The following is a 14,849-nucleotide window of genomic DNA, read 5'->3' as shown; positions in this document are numbered from 1 at the left end:
CAGAATCATGAATCTAGCCCGGCACCTCACGTTCTGCCCTCCCGGAACCCCGTATTTCGACCTCCCTACCGCAGGCGTCTCCGTGGACGACGACTTTCCCGCCGCAACCCGTGCTCTGGAAGAGGGGTGGTACCGCACCGTCGGCACCGAGTGGGTGATGCTGATGCCGCCGAAGGCGGCGCTCCCCGCGCAGGGCTGGAAGATCCACGTCTCGGCCGGGCTGGAGAACGCGGCCAGGATTCTGGACGTGACCTGGGACTATGCGGTCCGCGGAGGCATCTCGTTCAAATTCATCCGCAGCCGGAAGGTCCTGATGCGCCGTAACGGCAAGTACGGTGATCGCGGCTCCAGCGGGAAGTTCATCACCATCTATCCTCAGGACGAGGCCCATCTCGAGACCATCCTCAACGAACTGGGCGATCTCCTGGAGGGAGAACAGGGCCCCTACATTCTCAGCGACCTGCGCTGGCGCAGTGGACCGTTGTACGTCCGCTACGGCGGCTTCGTGGCGCTGACGACCCGCTCCGAGAGCGGCGAGATGGTGCACTGCGTGCAGGCCCCGGACGGACGGCTCGTCCCCGATCGGCGGAGTCCCGGTTTTCATCCGCCGGACTGGGTCACCATGCCCGACTGCCTGGGGGAGTCGCTGGCCGCGCGCAACACGGGAACACTCCAGGACTTTCCGTACACGGTTGAGAAGGCGCTGCACTTCTCCAACGGAGGGGGCGTCTATCGCGGTGTCGACACCAGGACGGGCGGGTGCGTTCTGCTCCGCGAAGCCCGGCCGCTCGCCGGCGTCGATGCCAACGAGGAGGACGCCGTTGCACGCCTCAAGCGGGAACACCAGGTGCTGGACCGTCTCAGCGGTCTGCCATGGGTTCCCCGGCTGGTCGACTACCGCATCGGGTACGAGCACTACTTCCTGGTACGCGAGTATGTGAACGGCGAACCGCTCGTGGTCGAACTGGGCCGCCGCAATCCCGTGTGCGGGGAAGGCCCGGAAGACGGACTGGTCGAGTACACCGCATGGGCCCTGAACCTCCTCGACGAGATCGAGCGGGGGATCGAGGCGCTGCACGCCAGAGGTGTCGTCTTCGGGGACCTGCACCCCAGCAACATCATCGTCAGGCCGGACGGCAGCCCGGTCTTCATCGACTTCGAGACGGCCAGCACGGACCCTGAGGTTGCCCAACTCCAGGGCGCGCCGGGGTTCACGGCGCCTGCCGGCTACCGCGGCCCAGCCGTGGACCGGTATGCGCTCGGCTGCCTGCGCCTCGCCCTGTTCTTCCCTCTCAGCACGCTGCTGCCGTGGGGGCCGCAGAAGATCGACGAGGTGATCGCGTTCGTCTGCGCGCACTTCCCGGTGCCTGAGGACTTCGCGGCCAAGGTGCGCGGCGACCTGGGTCCGATAGCCGATCTGACGGCCGTCTCCCCCGCCGGCGCCGCGCGCGGAGCGTTCCAGCCCTCGTCCATGACGGCACTCCAGGACGTCGCCGAGGGCATCCTGGCAACCGCCACCCCTGAGCGGAGCGACCGGCTCTTCCCCGGGGACGCCGCCCAGTTCTTCTCTCCGGAAGGCGGAATCGCATTCGCCCACGGTGCGGCCGGCGTCCTGTGGGCACTGGCGGAGACTGGGGCGGAGGTCCCCGTCACCCACATCGACTGGCTGGAGTCGGCCGCGCGTCGATTGGACGACCCCGCCCTTGGCTTCTACAACGGGCTCTGTGGCATCGCCTACGCTCTAGATCGCCTCGGCCGCACCGGCGCCGCCCTCGATCTGCTCAGCCAGGTCCGCGCTCAGGAAACCGGGAGGTACACGGACGAGCTGTTCGGCGGTCTCGCGGGCATCGGGCTCACCCACCTCCACTTCGCCCGGCGAACGGGCGACCGGACTTACCTCGACGACGCCGAGCGCATCGCGGAGCAGATCATCGAACGCCCCGCCCCGTCATCTGACCGCTGGGTCCCGTCGGGCCTGATGCGGGGATCGTCCGGTGCCGCGCTGCTGCTTCTCCAGCTCCACACCGAGACCTCGGAGCTCGGCTACCTGGACGCGGCGCAGCGCCTGTTGCACAGCGACCTGCGCGCCCTGGGCTGGACATCAGAAGGGACATGGGGCAAGGGCGCCATTGGGCGCAGGACGACCATCGCCGTGGGCGCGGGCGGCACCGGGATGGTCCTGCACAGTTTCCTCACCCACCGGTTCGACGAGCAATTCGCACAGGCCCGCGACGCGGTCCGGAGTGCGTCGCGGAGAGCCCTGTCCCGGACGGTCAGCCTGTTCCAAGGGCAGACCGGAACCATCCTGACCCTGCTCCACCTGGGTGAAGAGCCAGGTAGCCCGCTACTCGCTCAGCACCTGGACTGCCTCGGGCTGCACGCGGTCCGTCATAACGGCCAGGTCGCCTTCCTCGGCTTCGAAAGCATACGAATCTCTACGGATCTGGCCACCGGCGGGGCCGGGGTACTCCTGGCCCTCGACGGGGTGATCACAGATCGGCGGCCGGGGCTGCCCTTCATGTAACGGGCGGAATGGGGATAGCGGTGGACGTATCGGTGATCTGCCCGACCTACAACAGGTCTGAAGCGATCATGAGGACGATCGACTCGGTGCGCGGCCAGTCTCTGGCCGCCTGGGAACTTCTGGTGGTCTCCGACGGGTGCACCGACGATACCGAGGACTGGGTCAGGCGGGCCGGGCGGGACGACCCCCGGATCCGCCTGTACCGGATCGACCGGTCAGGGCACCCGAGTGGGCCACGTAACCACGGCTTGGCCCACGCACGCGGGCGGGTTGTCGCCTATCTCGATCATGACGATCTTTGGCACGCCGATCATTTGCGTGTGCTGCTCGATGCCATGGAGGCCACGGGCGCCGATCTGGTGGCGGCCGGCTGCGAGTACCGCGACGACGCCGGCGTGGTCGTCTCCCGGCTGCCGCCTCTGGGGGCGTTCTGGCACCCTCAACTCCAGATGGTCGGACCGATGTTCGAGCCGTCGAGGGTCGCTCACCGGAAGGGCCTGGCCGAGCGGGTCGGCGGATGGCGAGTGGGCGCCGGTCTCGAGGACTGGGATCTGTGGCTGCGCATGGCCGACGCCGGGGTGAAGGTCACAACGCTCCTGCGGCCCACCGCCGTCCTGCGGTACGACCTGAGCACGCGAAGGCACCGGATGACCCGCAGGCATCGTCTGCCTCTGGCCAGTTTCGATGACCCCGTGATCGCGCACGGCGTGATGCGGGAACTGCTCGGCGACCACAACATCGACGCCTTCCGCGTGGCGTGCGAGGCCGACATGAAGGACTGGATGCGGCAGATGGCGGCCACTCCCGAGTTCGTGCGGCCGCTGGACTGGGACGGCGCGGTGGATGCGGAGATCGAGAGGGAGATGATTCTGCTGGGGCAGATCGTCCAGGACATCGTCATGGTGCCGGAGCGGAGGCGTTTCGTCCTGGCGAAAATCCTGTCATGCTCGACGGCCGAGCACGCCGAGCGCATCGCGACGCTGGCCCCGGTCGTCCAGCCCCGGCAGTTCGGGCTGATCCGGGAGATCGCGCGTGCCGTCGTTCAGAGCCAGCCGCGTTCACGAGCGCGCAACGCCGCCTGAAACCGGCTCTCCGCTCCCAACCGCTGAATCAAGCCGGCGACATGGCTGCGATAGGTACGCACGGAGATGCCGATGGTGCGCGCACCCATCTCGTCCTTGTCCCCGCGTGCCATGGCGCTCAGCACTTGTCTCTCGATCTCGGAAGGTGGCGGTTCCTCGTCCGCCTCCCGCAGTCCGAACGGGTGGGGCATCGCCTCACGCCAGATCCGATCGAACAGCGTCACCAGACCGGAGATCAGCCCCGCCGCCCGGATAACGAGAACGCCGCGGGAACTGGAGTTGGGGTCGAGCGGGACGATCCCGGTGATCTGGTCGAAGACCAGCACCCGTTCCAGGCGGCCTTCGGCCAGCCGGATCTGCGCCCCATGAGATGCCAGTTCCCGCAGATAGCGGGCCGTCGCCTCGTCCTCAAGCGTCTCCTTCCGGACGATAGTGCGAAAGGAGAGCCCACGCCTGAGGCACCGGAGATCGCCTCGCCTGGTCGCGGCGATGGCCTCAGCGGAGAAAATGTCGGGCTGGATGGCGAGCATCTCGCCGTGGGTGTAAAAACTCAGTTCCTCGATGAGCTCCCGGACCCGGTCCAGCCCCTCCACCGGTTCGACACCCACGTTCAGCGGATCCGGCAAATCCTTCCGTTTGTCCTGAAGGAGTCCACTAACGACATGGCGCGCCGACAGCGTTCGCTGGAGTTGCGTCTGAAGGTTGTCCAGGCGCAACTCTATGAGCCGTTCCACAACAATGTTCGGATCGACAGCGACCAGTTTGTTGTTCGAGCCCAACTTCACCATGCCCAGCGCCTGCAGCCTCTCAAGTATTCTCGCCGCGGGGACATCGAGTATCGCCGCAAGCGTCTGAGCATTGAGGTTCGGCTCTCGAAGTAGCGCTCTGTAGACGCGTTCCTCTTCCTCTGACACTCCCAGACCGGCGAGATCATGGTGATCGGAAGTGCCATCGGTGGGCCTGACAGTCACTCTTTCCCAGCCTCCTCCATCGGGATGCAGATACCGGACAAAGCGCGACGTTTATGATCGTACTCGTGGCCCCTGTTGGGGCGCGAGAGCCTGCGGCTATAAGCGTTAAACGGTGCACAATCCATGACGGTGCGCTGAGTCGTGTGACGCTCCGTCACTTTGCTCATGCGGGTCATTGGTGCTGGCCGTGAAGCGGAAACCGGGGTGCCGGCTGCCGGCATCTGAGTGACAAATGTGGACCCGCCGGCGGGATATCCCAAGGGTTCGGTGTTCGGCGCAGGGCGGCGAAGTCCCTGCGACCAGAGCGGCCCACTGGTGACCGTCGGCCGACACCGAACGTCTCGGCGATTTCCCGCACCGTATACCGGTGCCCTCCGTCGTCGCCCCGTGCGCATGGAAGCAGCAGGTCATCGATACCTGGGACGCATCGCCTGATACCCGGGTCATCATTGGTCTCCCCTGAGACCGGTGGTGAACTCGAGGTGTTCGCAACGGGGTCAGACAGCAGGAGTTCACATGGGACAGCTTGCCGGCAGGGTCGCGGTCGTCACCGGGGGTAGCGCGGGGATCGGGCTCGCCACGGCACACCGGTTCGCCGAGGAAGGCGCACTCGTCTACATCACCGGCCGCAGGCAGGAGGAACTGGACGCCGCGGTCGCCAAGATCGGTCACGGCGCGGTCGGCGTGCGAAGCGACGTCACCGACCCCGTCGACGTGGACCGCCTTTACGCCAGGGTGTCCGAGGACGGCCACCGGATCGACGCCCTGGTAGCCAACGTCGGATTCGGGGAGTTCGTCGCTCTGCCGGACGTCACCGACGAACACATGGACAAGATCCTCAGCATCAACGTGAAAGGCACTGTTTACACGGTGCAGAAGGCGCTGCCGCTGCTCAACGACGGCGCGTCGATCGTGCTGGTCACCTCGATGGCCTCCACCAGTGGTCAGAAGGGGCTGAGCGTCTACTCCGCGTCCAAGGCCGCGGTCCGGTCGTTCGCCCGTTCGTGGGCCAACGAGCTGAGCGGGCGCGGCATCCGGGTCAACGCGCTGGCACCCGGCGCCACGGACACGCCCGCGATGGACGCCGCGCTCGAGGCCGCCGACTTGGACGCGGCGGCGCGGGAGAAGTGGCGGGCGGATCACGTGGCGCCGATCCCGCTGCGCCGCTTCGCCCGGCCTGAGGAGCAGGCCGCGGCCGTGCTCTTCCTCGCCTCGCCGGCGAGCGGCTACATCACAGGCGTCGAGCTGGCCTCCGACGGAGGCGCGACCCAGCTCGGTTTCGGACTCGTCTAGGAGGCCCGGCCCAGCGGGGCGCGGCCCGCGGCGACCGCCTTCGCGGTCCGGACGAACAGCGTCCGCGCCGTGTTCTGACCGCTGTCCGGCCACGCCAGCACCAGCCGGGTCGCCGGAACGTCAGGGACGGGCACCGCCACGACGCTGTCGCCGATCCGGTTGGTGACGCTCGCCCCGACGACCACGATCAACCGGCCGAAGGAGACCAGGTCGACGATCTGATCCAGGGGGCCCGGCGGGGGGAACTGGAGGTAGGCGTCCTCTGGGGTCAGCTCGGCGAGGGCCACCGCGGACCGCTTGGCCAGGCGATGGTCGGGCGGCAGCAGCACGACCGCGGATTCCTCGGCAAGATCGGCGGTCGCCATCCCCCCGAGGTCACCGCGACTGCACATCAACCCGACATCCGCGGCGCCACTGCGCAACGCGCCCAGCTGGTCGTGGGAGAAAACCACCTCGACCGGCGCCGCGCCGGGCAGCCGCTCGTAGGCTCGCACCACCTCGGCGAGCAACCCGGGTCCGGTCCCCGGCCTGGTGGTGACGACCAGCCGCTGCTGCTGGGCGGCACGCCGGGCCCGCCGCACGGCCGTGTCCATCGCGTCGAGCACCCGGCGGCACTCGGCCAGGAAGACGCCGCCCGCCTCGGTCAGCTCGACGCGGCGGCTGGTCCGCTCGAACAGCCGCGCTCCGAGCCGACGTTCGAGCCGGCCGATGGTCCGCGACAGCGGAGGCTGCGCGATGCCGAGCCGCTCGGCCGCCCGCCCGAAGTGCAGTTCCTCCGCGACAGCGACGAAGTACTCCACCTCGCGCGTCTCCATCCGGTCCACGTCCCTCAGGGTAACAACCGGGCATATCACCCCCTGACCTGCTCGGCGATCCCGCGGGAGGCATGCCAACTTTTCCGCCGAAAGGCGCGTCTTACTCTTTATGGGCATATTGCTTCGCGGCACCGCTGCAGCCGTCGCCTTTTTCGTCGCTGCGGGGCCGGCCGCCGCCCACGCCGTGGCGCCGGCCGGCCAGTGGAGTGTCGTCCGTGACGACCGCCGCGACTCGTACGACGCGGTGACGGTGACGCCTGGTGGGGCGGTCTGGGTCGCCGGGACGAGGCGCCCGGATCGAGGGTCGAGCCGCACCGAGTCGCTCCTGTTGAAGGGCGGCCGGTCGACCTTCACACGTGTCACCGGCCCGGGCTTCCGGGTGAAGCGGCTGACGTCGGCGTCCGACACCAGGGTCTGGGCGTTCGGCGCGTCGCGATACGCCCGGTGGGACGGCAAACACTGGCAGGTCAAGCAATGGCGCTACGGCCGGGTGGATCGGGCGTACGCCATCGGCAAGAACCTGTGGGTGATCGAGAACTCCAACGCGTTCCCGTCCGCCGGTGGCGCCGGATGGAAGGCACGCTCCACGCTGCGGCGCCTGACCGGGTCGGTGTGGCGCACGGTCCGCACGCCGATCGTGGTCAAAGGACTCGACGGCGCGTGGGCGGCGGGCTCGGTAAAGGGCACGGCGGCTCTGGCCCGCTGGACCGGCACGGCCTGGCGCGCGGTCGCGCTTCCAGCGATTCCGTCCGCGCGCCCGGGCCAGATCTCGGAGCTGACGGATGTCGCGGTCGACGGTGAGACCGGCCGGGTGATGGCCGTCGGCTGGGTCGCCTGGCCGTGCGGCGGTGCGAAGCACCCCTTCTGCGGTGAGACGTTGCTGCTGTCCGGCTATCTGGGCGATTGGAGCTTCGGGGTCCGTGGCGAACCGGGCATCCAGCCGCGCGCCCAGGCGGAGCCCGACGGCAGAGGCGGGGCCTGGGTCGTCTACGACGCCAAGGGCGGAGGCAGCGGGTTTCTGCACATCGGCACCGACGGTGTCGAGCCGGGTGTGTTTCCGGCTCCGCCGAACCAGAAGGCGTCCGTCCGTGACCTCGCCATCCAGCCGGAGAGCCGTTCCGTATGGGCGGTCGGCGCGGCACCTACTGGCGGCAGCGGTGTGATCTGGGCCTACGCCCGCTGAGTCGCCGGCCATCGGGGCCCCCAACCGAGACGGCGGCTCGGGAGCAAGTCCCGGGCCGCCGCTTGACGTTCATGCCTGGAAGTAGTGCCCCTCGTCCAGATCGGCGATCAGGCCGGGGTGAGCCGGGGTCCAGCCGAGCAGTTCGCGGGTGATCGCGGCCGACGCCGGGTTGTCCAGTTGCGCGAACGGCCCGAGGAAGCCGAAGTAGTCGCCCGCCTCCTCGGGGCTGATGCTCCGGACCGGGATGCCCAGATTGCGGCCGACGGCGGCGGCGATCTCGGCGAACGGAACGCCCTCGTCGGCCACCGCGTGCAGGCGCGAGCCGGCCGGCGCCTTCTCGAGGGCGAGCCGGTAGAGGTGGGCCGCGTCGAGCGTGTGCACGGCCGGCCATCGGTTGGCGCCCTCGCCGACGTGTGCGGCGTACCCGTTCCGCTGGGCGGCGGCGATGATGACTGGGATGAAGCCGTGATGGTCGAGTGAGCTGTGCACCGTGGGCGGAAGCCGGACGATCGAGGAACGCACGCCGCGCGCGGCGAGGTCGGCCACGAAGTTCTCCGCGTCGATCCGGTACCCGCCCGGGAACACGTCCCGTTCGGTGCCAGGGCGGCCGACGACGCCGCCCAGCACGAGCATGGCTGTCCCGCTCGTGCCGACCAGCGGCTTGCCTGAGCCGTCCAGACCGTCGGCAAGTGCCTTGAGGGCGACCAGGTCGGCCTCGGCAGCGCCGACCATGTCGCCGGTCAACATGAGGTCGTGGCGGAACGCGAGGTGGATCACGCCGTCGGAGGCGGCCGCCCCCTCGCGCAGCACGTCGAGGTCGGACAGGTCGCCGCGGCGCACCCGGGCGCCGAGCTTCTCGATCACGGCGGCCGACGCGTCGGAGCGGGCAAGACCGACGACCTGGTGCCCGGCGGAGAGCAGTTCCGGCAGGATCGCGGAGCCGAGGTGGCCGGAGGCACCGGTGACGAATACCTGCATCGTGGTTCCTTCCAAAGAGGACGATGTCATCTTGTGACATCACCGTACCACCGTGATGTCACCATGCGACATGCTTCCGCCGGGACGGATGTCGCTGTGTGACATCGGATACCATCGTCGGCATGGCCCGCTGGCAACCGGACGCGCGCGGCCGCTTGGAGGCGGCCGCCTTGGAGCTGTTCCGCGAGCGCGGCTTCGAGCAGACCACGGTCACCGACATCGCGGCCCGTGCCGGCCTCGACAAACGGACGTTCTACCGGCTCTTCGGCGACAAGCGTGAGGCGCTCTTCAGCGGCGGCAAGCTGCTGGAGGAGGTCGTGATCAAGGCGGTCGCCGAGACGGAAGCCACCCCTTTCGAAACCGTTATCGCCGCCTTCCGCCGGGTGGCGGACGAGATCTTCGCCGGCCGCCTCGACATGGTTCGGGTGCGCCAGTCCGTCATCGAGGCCAACCCCGAGCTGCAGGAGCGCGAGCTGCGCAAGATGGGCTCGCTGGCGGCGGCGGTCGCCGCCGCCCTGCGTGACAAGGGCGTCGGCGAGACAACGGCCACCCTGGCCACCGAATCGGGCATCACGGTCTTCCGGGTGGCGTTCGCCCGCTGGGTCGCGGCCGGCAACGACGCCTCGCTCACCGACCTGATCATCGAGGTGGCCGCCGAACTGCGCGCGGTCACGTCGGCCCCAGAACCACACTCAGATCTCGGTCAGTCCTGAACGGAGCGTGGCCCTCGTGCCAGCCGGGGACGAGTAGCCCGATAAGTAGCATGGATTCGTGATGACGACCGCTGACGCGTCCAATGGCAGGCGCCTGACGGCGCGCGGCGCGAAGACGCGGGCGAGGATCGTCACAGCGGCGGCCGACCTGATGTACGTCCAGGGAGTCGGGGCTACCACGCTCGATGAGGTGGTAGCGGCGAGTGGCGTGAGCAAGTCGCAGCTGTACCACCACTTCTCCGGCAAGGACGCCCTCGTGCGGGCCGTCGTCGACCACGTGGGAGAGCGCGTCATCGAGCGTGAGCGCGGTGCCCTCGGCCATGTCTCGACGATCGCGGGCCTGCGACGCTGGCGGGACGCGTTGGTACAGAGCAACGCCCTACGACATGGCGCCTACGGATGCGCGCTCGGCACGCTGGCCACCGAGGTCTCCGATCACGACGATGCCGCACGCCTGGCCCTGTCTCGGCTTTTCACCGAATGGCAGAGCCTCCTGGCGGACGTATTGCGCAGGCTCCGCGACCGTGGCGTGCTTCCGCCGGAGGCGCCGATCGACCAGCTCGCGATCGGCCTCATGGGCGCCCTTCAGGGTGGCTACATGCTCGCCCAGACCGCGCGCGATGTCACACCGATGGCGACATCAATCGACATGGCGCTCACACATATCGAGAGTCTCTCTGCTTCCGCTGCGAAGTAGCCGGGCGGTGCTTCACCGTCCCGGTATCCGGACTGAGACCAAGTAGGACGATACAGTCCAGACTTGAGTGTCGCGACACTGCTGGGCGTGTATGCCCGCACAGCGTGACTGGACTTCAGCGTCCTATTTCCAGATAGATTGGAGCGACAGTGTCTCGGCGGCTGGTCCGAGATCACGCGGCCCGCCGGCTCGTCCCGTTCCGGCAGGGTCGCGCGCGCCGCGCAGGCAGACACCCGGATACAAGGAGGTGCCCGATGAGGGCGATTGTCGTGACGGATCAGGCCGCGGGAACGGCCGGGATGACCCTGGCCGAGCGCCCACAGCCCCAGGCCGGCGGGAACGACGTCCTCGTTGAGGTCCACGCGTCGGGATTCACCCCCGGTGAGCTGACGTGGCCCGGAACCTGGACCGATCGCCTCGGACGGGACCGCACACCGTCGATTCCCGGCCATGAGATGGCCGGGGTGGTCAGTGCTCTCGGCTATGGCACGAGGGGGCTGTCGGTGGGACAGCGGGTGTTCGGGCTTGCCGAGTGGACGCGTGACGGCACTCTGGCGGAGTACGTGGCCATCGAGGCGCGCAACGTCGCACCGCTGCCGGGCGATGTCGACTTCACGGTGGGCGCGAGCCTGCCGATCTCGGGCCTGACCGCGTGGCAGGGGCTGTTCGTGCACGGCCGCTTCGAAGCGGGGCAGAGCGTCCTCGTCCACGGCGCGGCGGGTGGTGTCGGCTCGGCCGTGACGCAGCTCGCTCGCGAGGCCGGCGCTCACGTCATCGGCACGGGACGTGCCGCCGACCGGCAGGCCACGTTCGACTTCGGCGCGCAGGAGTTCGTCGACCTCGACAACGACACTCTGGAGGACGTCGGCGGAGTCGACCTGGTCTTCGACGTGATCGGCGGCGACATCGGGACGCGGTCGGCGAGTCTCGTTCGAGCCGGAGGGATGCTGGTGACCATCGCCGGTCCGCCCGAGGCGCAGCCGAAGGATGGCCTGGCGGTCGATTTCGTCGTCGAAGCCGATCGTGCGCAGCTGGGCGAGATCGCCCAGCGGGTCCGGGACGGTCGGCTGAGGACCAACATCGGCCAGGTCGCGGATCTCGACGACGCGGTCTCCGCCTTCAACCCGACCGAGCGGGTCAAGGGGAAGACGATCATCCGCGTTCGTCCGTAACGGCCCAGAACACGCGTTGACGAACAACCAGCGAAGGAACTCACGCCGATGACCGACCCGATCGAGCCGACCCACCACGCCTTCGAGCACGCCGGCGAGGCCGGGCATCGCGACGGGCAAGGCGCCCTCAGCCAGGACCAGACCGTCCTCATCGCGGAGGTTCTCGACGATCCCCATGCCCCCGCGTTCGACTTCCACGTCGTCGACGATGAGAAGGCCGGCATCTATGAGGCGATCGCCGGTGACAGGGCAATCGGCGGCCTACCGTACGACGTCGCCGGCGAGGACCGGCTCGTGCTGCTGGCGACCTCGGTGTTCCCTGAGTTCCGCAAGCGGGGCGTCGCTACGGAGCTGATCCGAAGGGCCCTCGACGACGTGCGTACACAAGGGAAGACGGTCACCGTCATGTGTCCGATCGTGCGCACGTTCATCGAGCGCAACCCGGAGTACGCCGACCTCATCGACCCGAAGCACCCCGGCGTGGCCAAAGGGGCACGCCCGGCGAGTAGCTGATCGCCGTACTTGAACGTAACCGAGGAACTGTCACGCCAGAGAGAGGTGTCCAGATGAAAGCGATAGTGGTGACGGACCGCGCCGCGGGAAAAGCGGGGATGAAGCTGGTGGCGCGGCCCGACCCGGACGTGGCGAGGCTGGCCAGTCTTGAGGGCGCCAACTACGGCGATGTCGTCGTCGAAGTCCACGCGTCGGGATTCACCGGGAATGAGCTGGACTGGCCATCGACCTGGGTCGATCGGCTCGGCCGCGATCGAACGCCGTCGATCCCCGGCCACGAAGTGGCCGGGGTGGTCACCGCTCTCAGCTACGGTGCCGCCGGCCTGTCGGTCGGTCAACGCGTCTTCGGCCTCACCGACTGGACCCGCGACGGCACTCTGGCGGAGTACGCCGTGGTCGAGGCGCGTAACCTCGCGCCGCTACCTGGGGACGTCGATTTCACGACTGGCGCGGGCGTCGCGATGGCCGGTCTGACGGCGTGGCAGGGGCTGTTCGAGTATGGACACCTCGTCGCGGGGCAGAGCGTGCTCGTGCACGGGGCGGCGGGCGCGGTCGGCTCGGTGGCGGCGCAGCTCGCATGCGAGGCCGGCGCCTACGTCATCGGTACGGGACGCGCCGTTCACCGTCAGACCGCGCTCGATTTCGGCGTGCAGGAGTTCGTCGACCTTGAGAACGACACGCTGGAAGACGTCGGCCGCGTCGATCTGGTCTTCGATGTCTTCGGCGGCGACATCGGGAACCGGTCCGCGAGCCTGGTCCGGACCGGAGGCACACTGGTGAGCGTCGCCGGGCCGCCCGAGGCGCGGCCGATCGGCGGGCGGGCGCTCGATTTCGTCGTCGTGTCCGACCGCGCGCAGCTTGGTGAAATCGCGCAACGGGTGCGGCACGGGCGGCTGAGGACGCACATCGGCCGAGTCGCCGGCCTCGATGATGCCGTCGCCGCCCTCAACTCGACCGACCACATCAGCGGGAAGACAGTCATCCGTATTCGTCCGTGAGAGACGAGAGACAGCGAACTCGTGACTGGCCGGCTACGACTGTGCGCCGTTCCGGCTTCGATGGGCGCCCTGGTCAGTTCCAGTCGCCTGCGGCGGCGGTGCGCGCGACGAAGTCCTCGAACGATGTGGGTGGCCGGCCGAGGGCTCGTTCGACGCCGTCGGTGAGCGCGGCACCCGAGCCGTCGCGGATGTCCACCAGGAGCCCGGTAAGGAGGCGCGCGACCTTGGGCGAGACGCCGTAGGCGACTTGGCGCCGGACAAAGGTCTCGGCGTCGACGTCGACGTGCCGGACGGTGCGCCCGGTGGCCTTGCCAATGAGGTCGACCGCCTCACCGAAGCTGAGCGCCCGAGGACCGGTCAGCTCGTAGACGCGGCCACCGTGGCCGTCTTCCGTCAGGGCCGACGCGGCGACCTCGGCGATGTCCCCGGCGTCGACGAACGGCGCCCGCCCGTCACCGGTGGGCAGAGCCAGCGTCCCGTCGAGGATCCCCAGACGCCAGAAGGCCTCGCTGAAGTTCTGCGAAAACCAGGACGGGCGCAGGATGGTCCAGACAACACCGGAGCCTCGTACAGCCTGTTCCGCCGCGTGGAGAGGGTGATCGTCGTCGTCCGCGGCGGGCGCCGACAGCAGCACCAGCCGCCGCGCACCCGCACCGACCGCCCTGTCGACGAAGGCGGGGATGCGCGCCTCGTGGTCCATGCTCGCCTGCAGGTTCGGCTCCATGACATAAACACCCGCGACGCCATCGAGGGCGGGCGCCCAGGTCGCCGGATCGTCCAGGTCGAAGAGGACGTCACCGGTGGTGCGGGACGCCCGGCGCACCGGCTGGCCGGCGGCCTGCAGGCGCCGGGCGATACGGCGACCGGTCTTGCCGGTGCCGCCGAGGATGAGGACGTTCGTCATGTGATCAGGAAACTCCCCGGCCCCCAAGACGGTCCATGGGCGAACATCCCGAAGACCTTTGTCATCGTCTACCGTCGGTGCCATGGACGTCCTGAGTGATCTGCTGCACCGAGCCGGTGCCAGGAACGCGCTGGTCAGGCAGCTGATCCAGCGGCCACCATGGTCGCTGGCCTTCACCGACGCTCCACCGCTGGCGATCGTCGCCGCCCTCGGCGGCCACGCCTCGATACGGCTCGGCGACAACGACGCCGCGACGGTGCGGCTCAAAGACGGCGATATCGCCCTCATCACGGGGCCGAAGCACTACACGATCGCCGACGACCCTTCCACTCCACCCCAGGTCGAGATCCGTGGGCAACGGAAATACGCCATCGAGGGACACGAGGAGGCCACGCGGGCCCGCCACACGCTCGCCCCCCGGACCTTCGGCGATGGCCTGCCCGGGGCGACAACCCTGCTCCGCGGCGCCTACGAACTGCATGGCGACGTGGCCGGCCGCCTGCTGAACCTGCTCCCGCCCCTGGCGGTGGTGCGTGCCGGTCCGCGGACCAGGGCGGCTCTGGACCTGCTCACCACCGAGATCGCCCGCGACGAACCCGGCCAGGACGCGATCCTGCACCGACTGCTGGACCTCGTTCTCGTGCTGGCGTTGCGGGCATGGTGTGCCAGGCCGGATGCGCCCCTCCCCGCCTGGTACCAAGCGCTGGCCGACCCCGCTGTCGGCGACGCGCTGCGTCTCCTGCACGAGGCTCCCAGCCGCCGATGGACCGTCGCCACGTTGGCCGCCCAGGTCGGCATGTCCCGCGCGGCCTTCGCCGCACGCTTCACCAGCCTGGTCGGGGAACCCCCGCTCACCTACCTCACCGGCTGGCGAATGACCCTAGTACTCCAGCCGTAGTTCCTGATCAGGGCTCGTAAACAGCTTGCCGCCGGTAATGGCTGACTCGGGCGCGGGCTTGATGGCGTCGCCGCCACCACGACCAGCGGAGTAGGTCGGTCATGCTGT

At 68.9% G+C, this 14,849-nt stretch carries 14 protein-coding genes; 10 read left to right on the top strand and 4 right to left on the bottom strand.

Translation table 11 applies throughout. The features are described from left to right. Window positions 1-7 precede the first annotated feature (7 nt). Window positions 8-2,524 (top strand): class III lanthionine synthetase LanKC, encoded by a 2,517-nt coding sequence (gene lanKC / locus JOL79_RS31650; protein ID WP_210159610.1) that lies wholly within the window; start codon window positions 8-10, stop codon window positions 2,522-2,524. Between the two features lie 8 nt (window positions 2,525-2,532). Then, window positions 2,533-3,606, top strand: a complete 1,074-nt coding sequence (locus JOL79_RS31645; protein WP_269143980.1) for a glycosyltransferase family 2 protein — start codon at window positions 2,533-2,535, stop codon at window positions 3,604-3,606. On the opposite strand, the gene JOL79_RS31640 is transcribed toward JOL79_RS31645, so the two are convergent. Continuing rightward, window positions 3,567-4,577 (bottom strand): helix-turn-helix transcriptional regulator, encoded by a 1,011-nt coding sequence (locus tag JOL79_RS31640; RefSeq protein ID WP_210159608.1) that lies wholly within the window; start codon window positions 4,575-4,577, stop codon window positions 3,567-3,569. The genes JOL79_RS31645 and JOL79_RS31640 overlap by 40 nt on opposite strands. A gap of 516 nt (window positions 4,578-5,093) precedes the next feature. Here JOL79_RS31640 and JOL79_RS31635 point away from each other — a divergent pair. Further along, window positions 5,094-5,870, top strand: coding sequence for an SDR family NAD(P)-dependent oxidoreductase (locus JOL79_RS31635; protein ID WP_210159607.1), 777 nt, complete (start codon window positions 5,094-5,096; stop codon window positions 5,868-5,870). Here JOL79_RS31635 and JOL79_RS31630 read toward each other — a convergent pair. After that, complete coding sequence (locus JOL79_RS31630; protein WP_307848837.1) at window positions 5,867-6,685, bottom strand: LysR family transcriptional regulator; 819 nt, start codon at window positions 6,683-6,685, stop codon at window positions 5,867-5,869. The genes JOL79_RS31635 and JOL79_RS31630 overlap by 4 nt on opposite strands. 109 nt (window positions 6,686-6,794) lie before the next feature. Here JOL79_RS31630 and JOL79_RS31625 point away from each other — a divergent pair, with 109 nt between their 5' ends. Further along, the gene (locus JOL79_RS31625) at window positions 6,795-7,868 is read left to right on the top strand and encodes a hypothetical protein (protein WP_210159605.1); all 1,074 of its coding nucleotides are present in this window, start codon (window positions 6,795-6,797) and stop codon (window positions 7,866-7,868) included. 69 nt (window positions 7,869-7,937) lie between these two features. On the opposite strand, the gene JOL79_RS31620 is transcribed toward JOL79_RS31625, so the two are convergent. Next, window positions 7,938-8,846: an SDR family oxidoreductase gene (locus tag JOL79_RS31620; protein WP_210159604.1), complete on the bottom strand. Its 909-nt coding sequence runs from the start codon at window positions 8,844-8,846 to the stop codon at window positions 7,938-7,940. Window positions 8,847-8,968: 122 nt separating this feature from the next. On the opposite strand from JOL79_RS31620, the gene JOL79_RS31615 reads away from it, so the two are divergent. From JOL79_RS31615 to JOL79_RS31595, 5 genes are all read left to right on the top strand, one after another. Continuing rightward, window positions 8,969-9,559, top strand: coding sequence for a TetR/AcrR family transcriptional regulator (locus tag JOL79_RS31615; RefSeq protein WP_210159603.1), 591 nt, complete (start codon window positions 8,969-8,971; stop codon window positions 9,557-9,559). Window positions 9,560-9,620: 61 nt separating this feature from the next. Beyond that, entirely contained in the window at window positions 9,621-10,256 is a 636-nt protein-coding gene (locus JOL79_RS31610; RefSeq protein WP_230985873.1) for a TetR/AcrR family transcriptional regulator, read from the top strand. 254 nt (window positions 10,257-10,510) lie between these two features. Then, window positions 10,511-11,428 carry an NADP-dependent oxidoreductase gene (locus tag JOL79_RS31605; protein WP_210159601.1) on the top strand — a complete coding sequence of 306 codons (918 nt, stop codon included), beginning with the start codon at window positions 10,511-10,513 and terminating at the stop codon, window positions 11,426-11,428. A gap of 48 nt (window positions 11,429-11,476) precedes the next feature. Beyond that, the gene (locus JOL79_RS31600; RefSeq protein WP_210159600.1) at window positions 11,477-11,941 is read left to right on the top strand and encodes a GNAT family N-acetyltransferase; all 465 of its coding nucleotides are present in this window, start codon (window positions 11,477-11,479) and stop codon (window positions 11,939-11,941) included. 53 nt (window positions 11,942-11,994) lie between these two features. Then, window positions 11,995-12,939, top strand: a complete 945-nt coding sequence (locus JOL79_RS31595) for an NADP-dependent oxidoreductase (RefSeq protein ID WP_210159599.1) — start codon at window positions 11,995-11,997, stop codon at window positions 12,937-12,939. Window positions 12,940-13,012: 73 nt separating this feature from the next. Here the strand turns inward: JOL79_RS31595 and JOL79_RS31590 are convergent, their stop codons facing one another. Then, the gene (locus JOL79_RS31590; protein WP_210159598.1) at window positions 13,013-13,843 is read right to left on the bottom strand and encodes an NAD(P)H-binding protein; all 831 of its coding nucleotides are present in this window, start codon (window positions 13,841-13,843) and stop codon (window positions 13,013-13,015) included. Between the two features lie 82 nt (window positions 13,844-13,925). Here JOL79_RS31590 and JOL79_RS31585 point away from each other — a divergent pair, with 82 nt between their 5' ends. Next, entirely contained in the window at window positions 13,926-14,741 is an 816-nt protein-coding gene (locus tag JOL79_RS31585; RefSeq protein ID WP_210159597.1) for an AraC family transcriptional regulator, read from the top strand. The last annotated feature ends 108 nt before the right edge of the window (window positions 14,742-14,849 follow it).

The sequence above is a fragment of the Microbispora oryzae genome, assembly GCF_017896165.1.
Taxonomy (GTDB): Bacteria; Actinomycetota; Actinomycetes; order Streptosporangiales; family Streptosporangiaceae; genus Microbispora; species Microbispora oryzae.
The sequence above is the reverse complement of the archived record's forward strand: the minus strand, read 5'-3'. Positions and strand labels throughout refer to the sequence as shown.

What these genes read in the sequence shown, in the direction of transcription:
- JOL79_RS31630 (WP_307848837.1), bottom strand. Translation starts at nt 6,685, where the DNA reads ATGGAGACGCGCGAGGTGGAGTACTTCGTCGCTGTCGCGGAGGAACTG.
- JOL79_RS31610 (WP_230985873.1), top strand. Translation starts at nt 9,621, where the DNA reads ATGACGACCGCTGACGCGTCCAATGGCAGGCGCCTGACGGCGCGCGGC.
- JOL79_RS31595 (WP_210159599.1), top strand. Translation starts at nt 11,995, where the DNA reads ATGAAAGCGATAGTGGTGACGGACCGCGCCGCGGGAAAAGCGGGGATG.
- JOL79_RS31590 (WP_210159598.1), bottom strand. Translation starts at nt 13,843, where the DNA reads ATGACGAACGTCCTCATCCTCGGCGGCACCGGCAAGACCGGTCGCCGT.
- JOL79_RS31645 (WP_269143980.1), top strand. Translation starts at nt 2,533, where the DNA reads ATGGGGATAGCGGTGGACGTATCGGTGATCTGCCCGACCTACAACAGG.
- JOL79_RS31635 (WP_210159607.1), top strand. Translation starts at nt 5,094, where the DNA reads ATGGGACAGCTTGCCGGCAGGGTCGCGGTCGTCACCGGGGGTAGCGCG.
- JOL79_RS31605 (WP_210159601.1), top strand. Translation starts at nt 10,511, where the DNA reads ATGAGGGCGATTGTCGTGACGGATCAGGCCGCGGGAACGGCCGGGATG.
- JOL79_RS31600 (WP_210159600.1), top strand. Translation starts at nt 11,477, where the DNA reads ATGACCGACCCGATCGAGCCGACCCACCACGCCTTCGAGCACGCCGGC.
- JOL79_RS31585 (WP_210159597.1), top strand. Translation starts at nt 13,926, where the DNA reads ATGGACGTCCTGAGTGATCTGCTGCACCGAGCCGGTGCCAGGAACGCG.
- lanKC (WP_210159610.1), top strand. Translation starts at nt 8, where the DNA reads ATGAATCTAGCCCGGCACCTCACGTTCTGCCCTCCCGGAACCCCGTAT.
- JOL79_RS31615 (WP_210159603.1), top strand. Translation starts at nt 8,969, where the DNA reads ATGGCCCGCTGGCAACCGGACGCGCGCGGCCGCTTGGAGGCGGCCGCC.
- JOL79_RS31625 (WP_210159605.1), top strand. Translation starts at nt 6,795, where the DNA reads ATGGGCATATTGCTTCGCGGCACCGCTGCAGCCGTCGCCTTTTTCGTC.
- JOL79_RS31620 (WP_210159604.1), bottom strand. Translation starts at nt 8,846, where the DNA reads ATGCAGGTATTCGTCACCGGTGCCTCCGGCCACCTCGGCTCCGCGATC.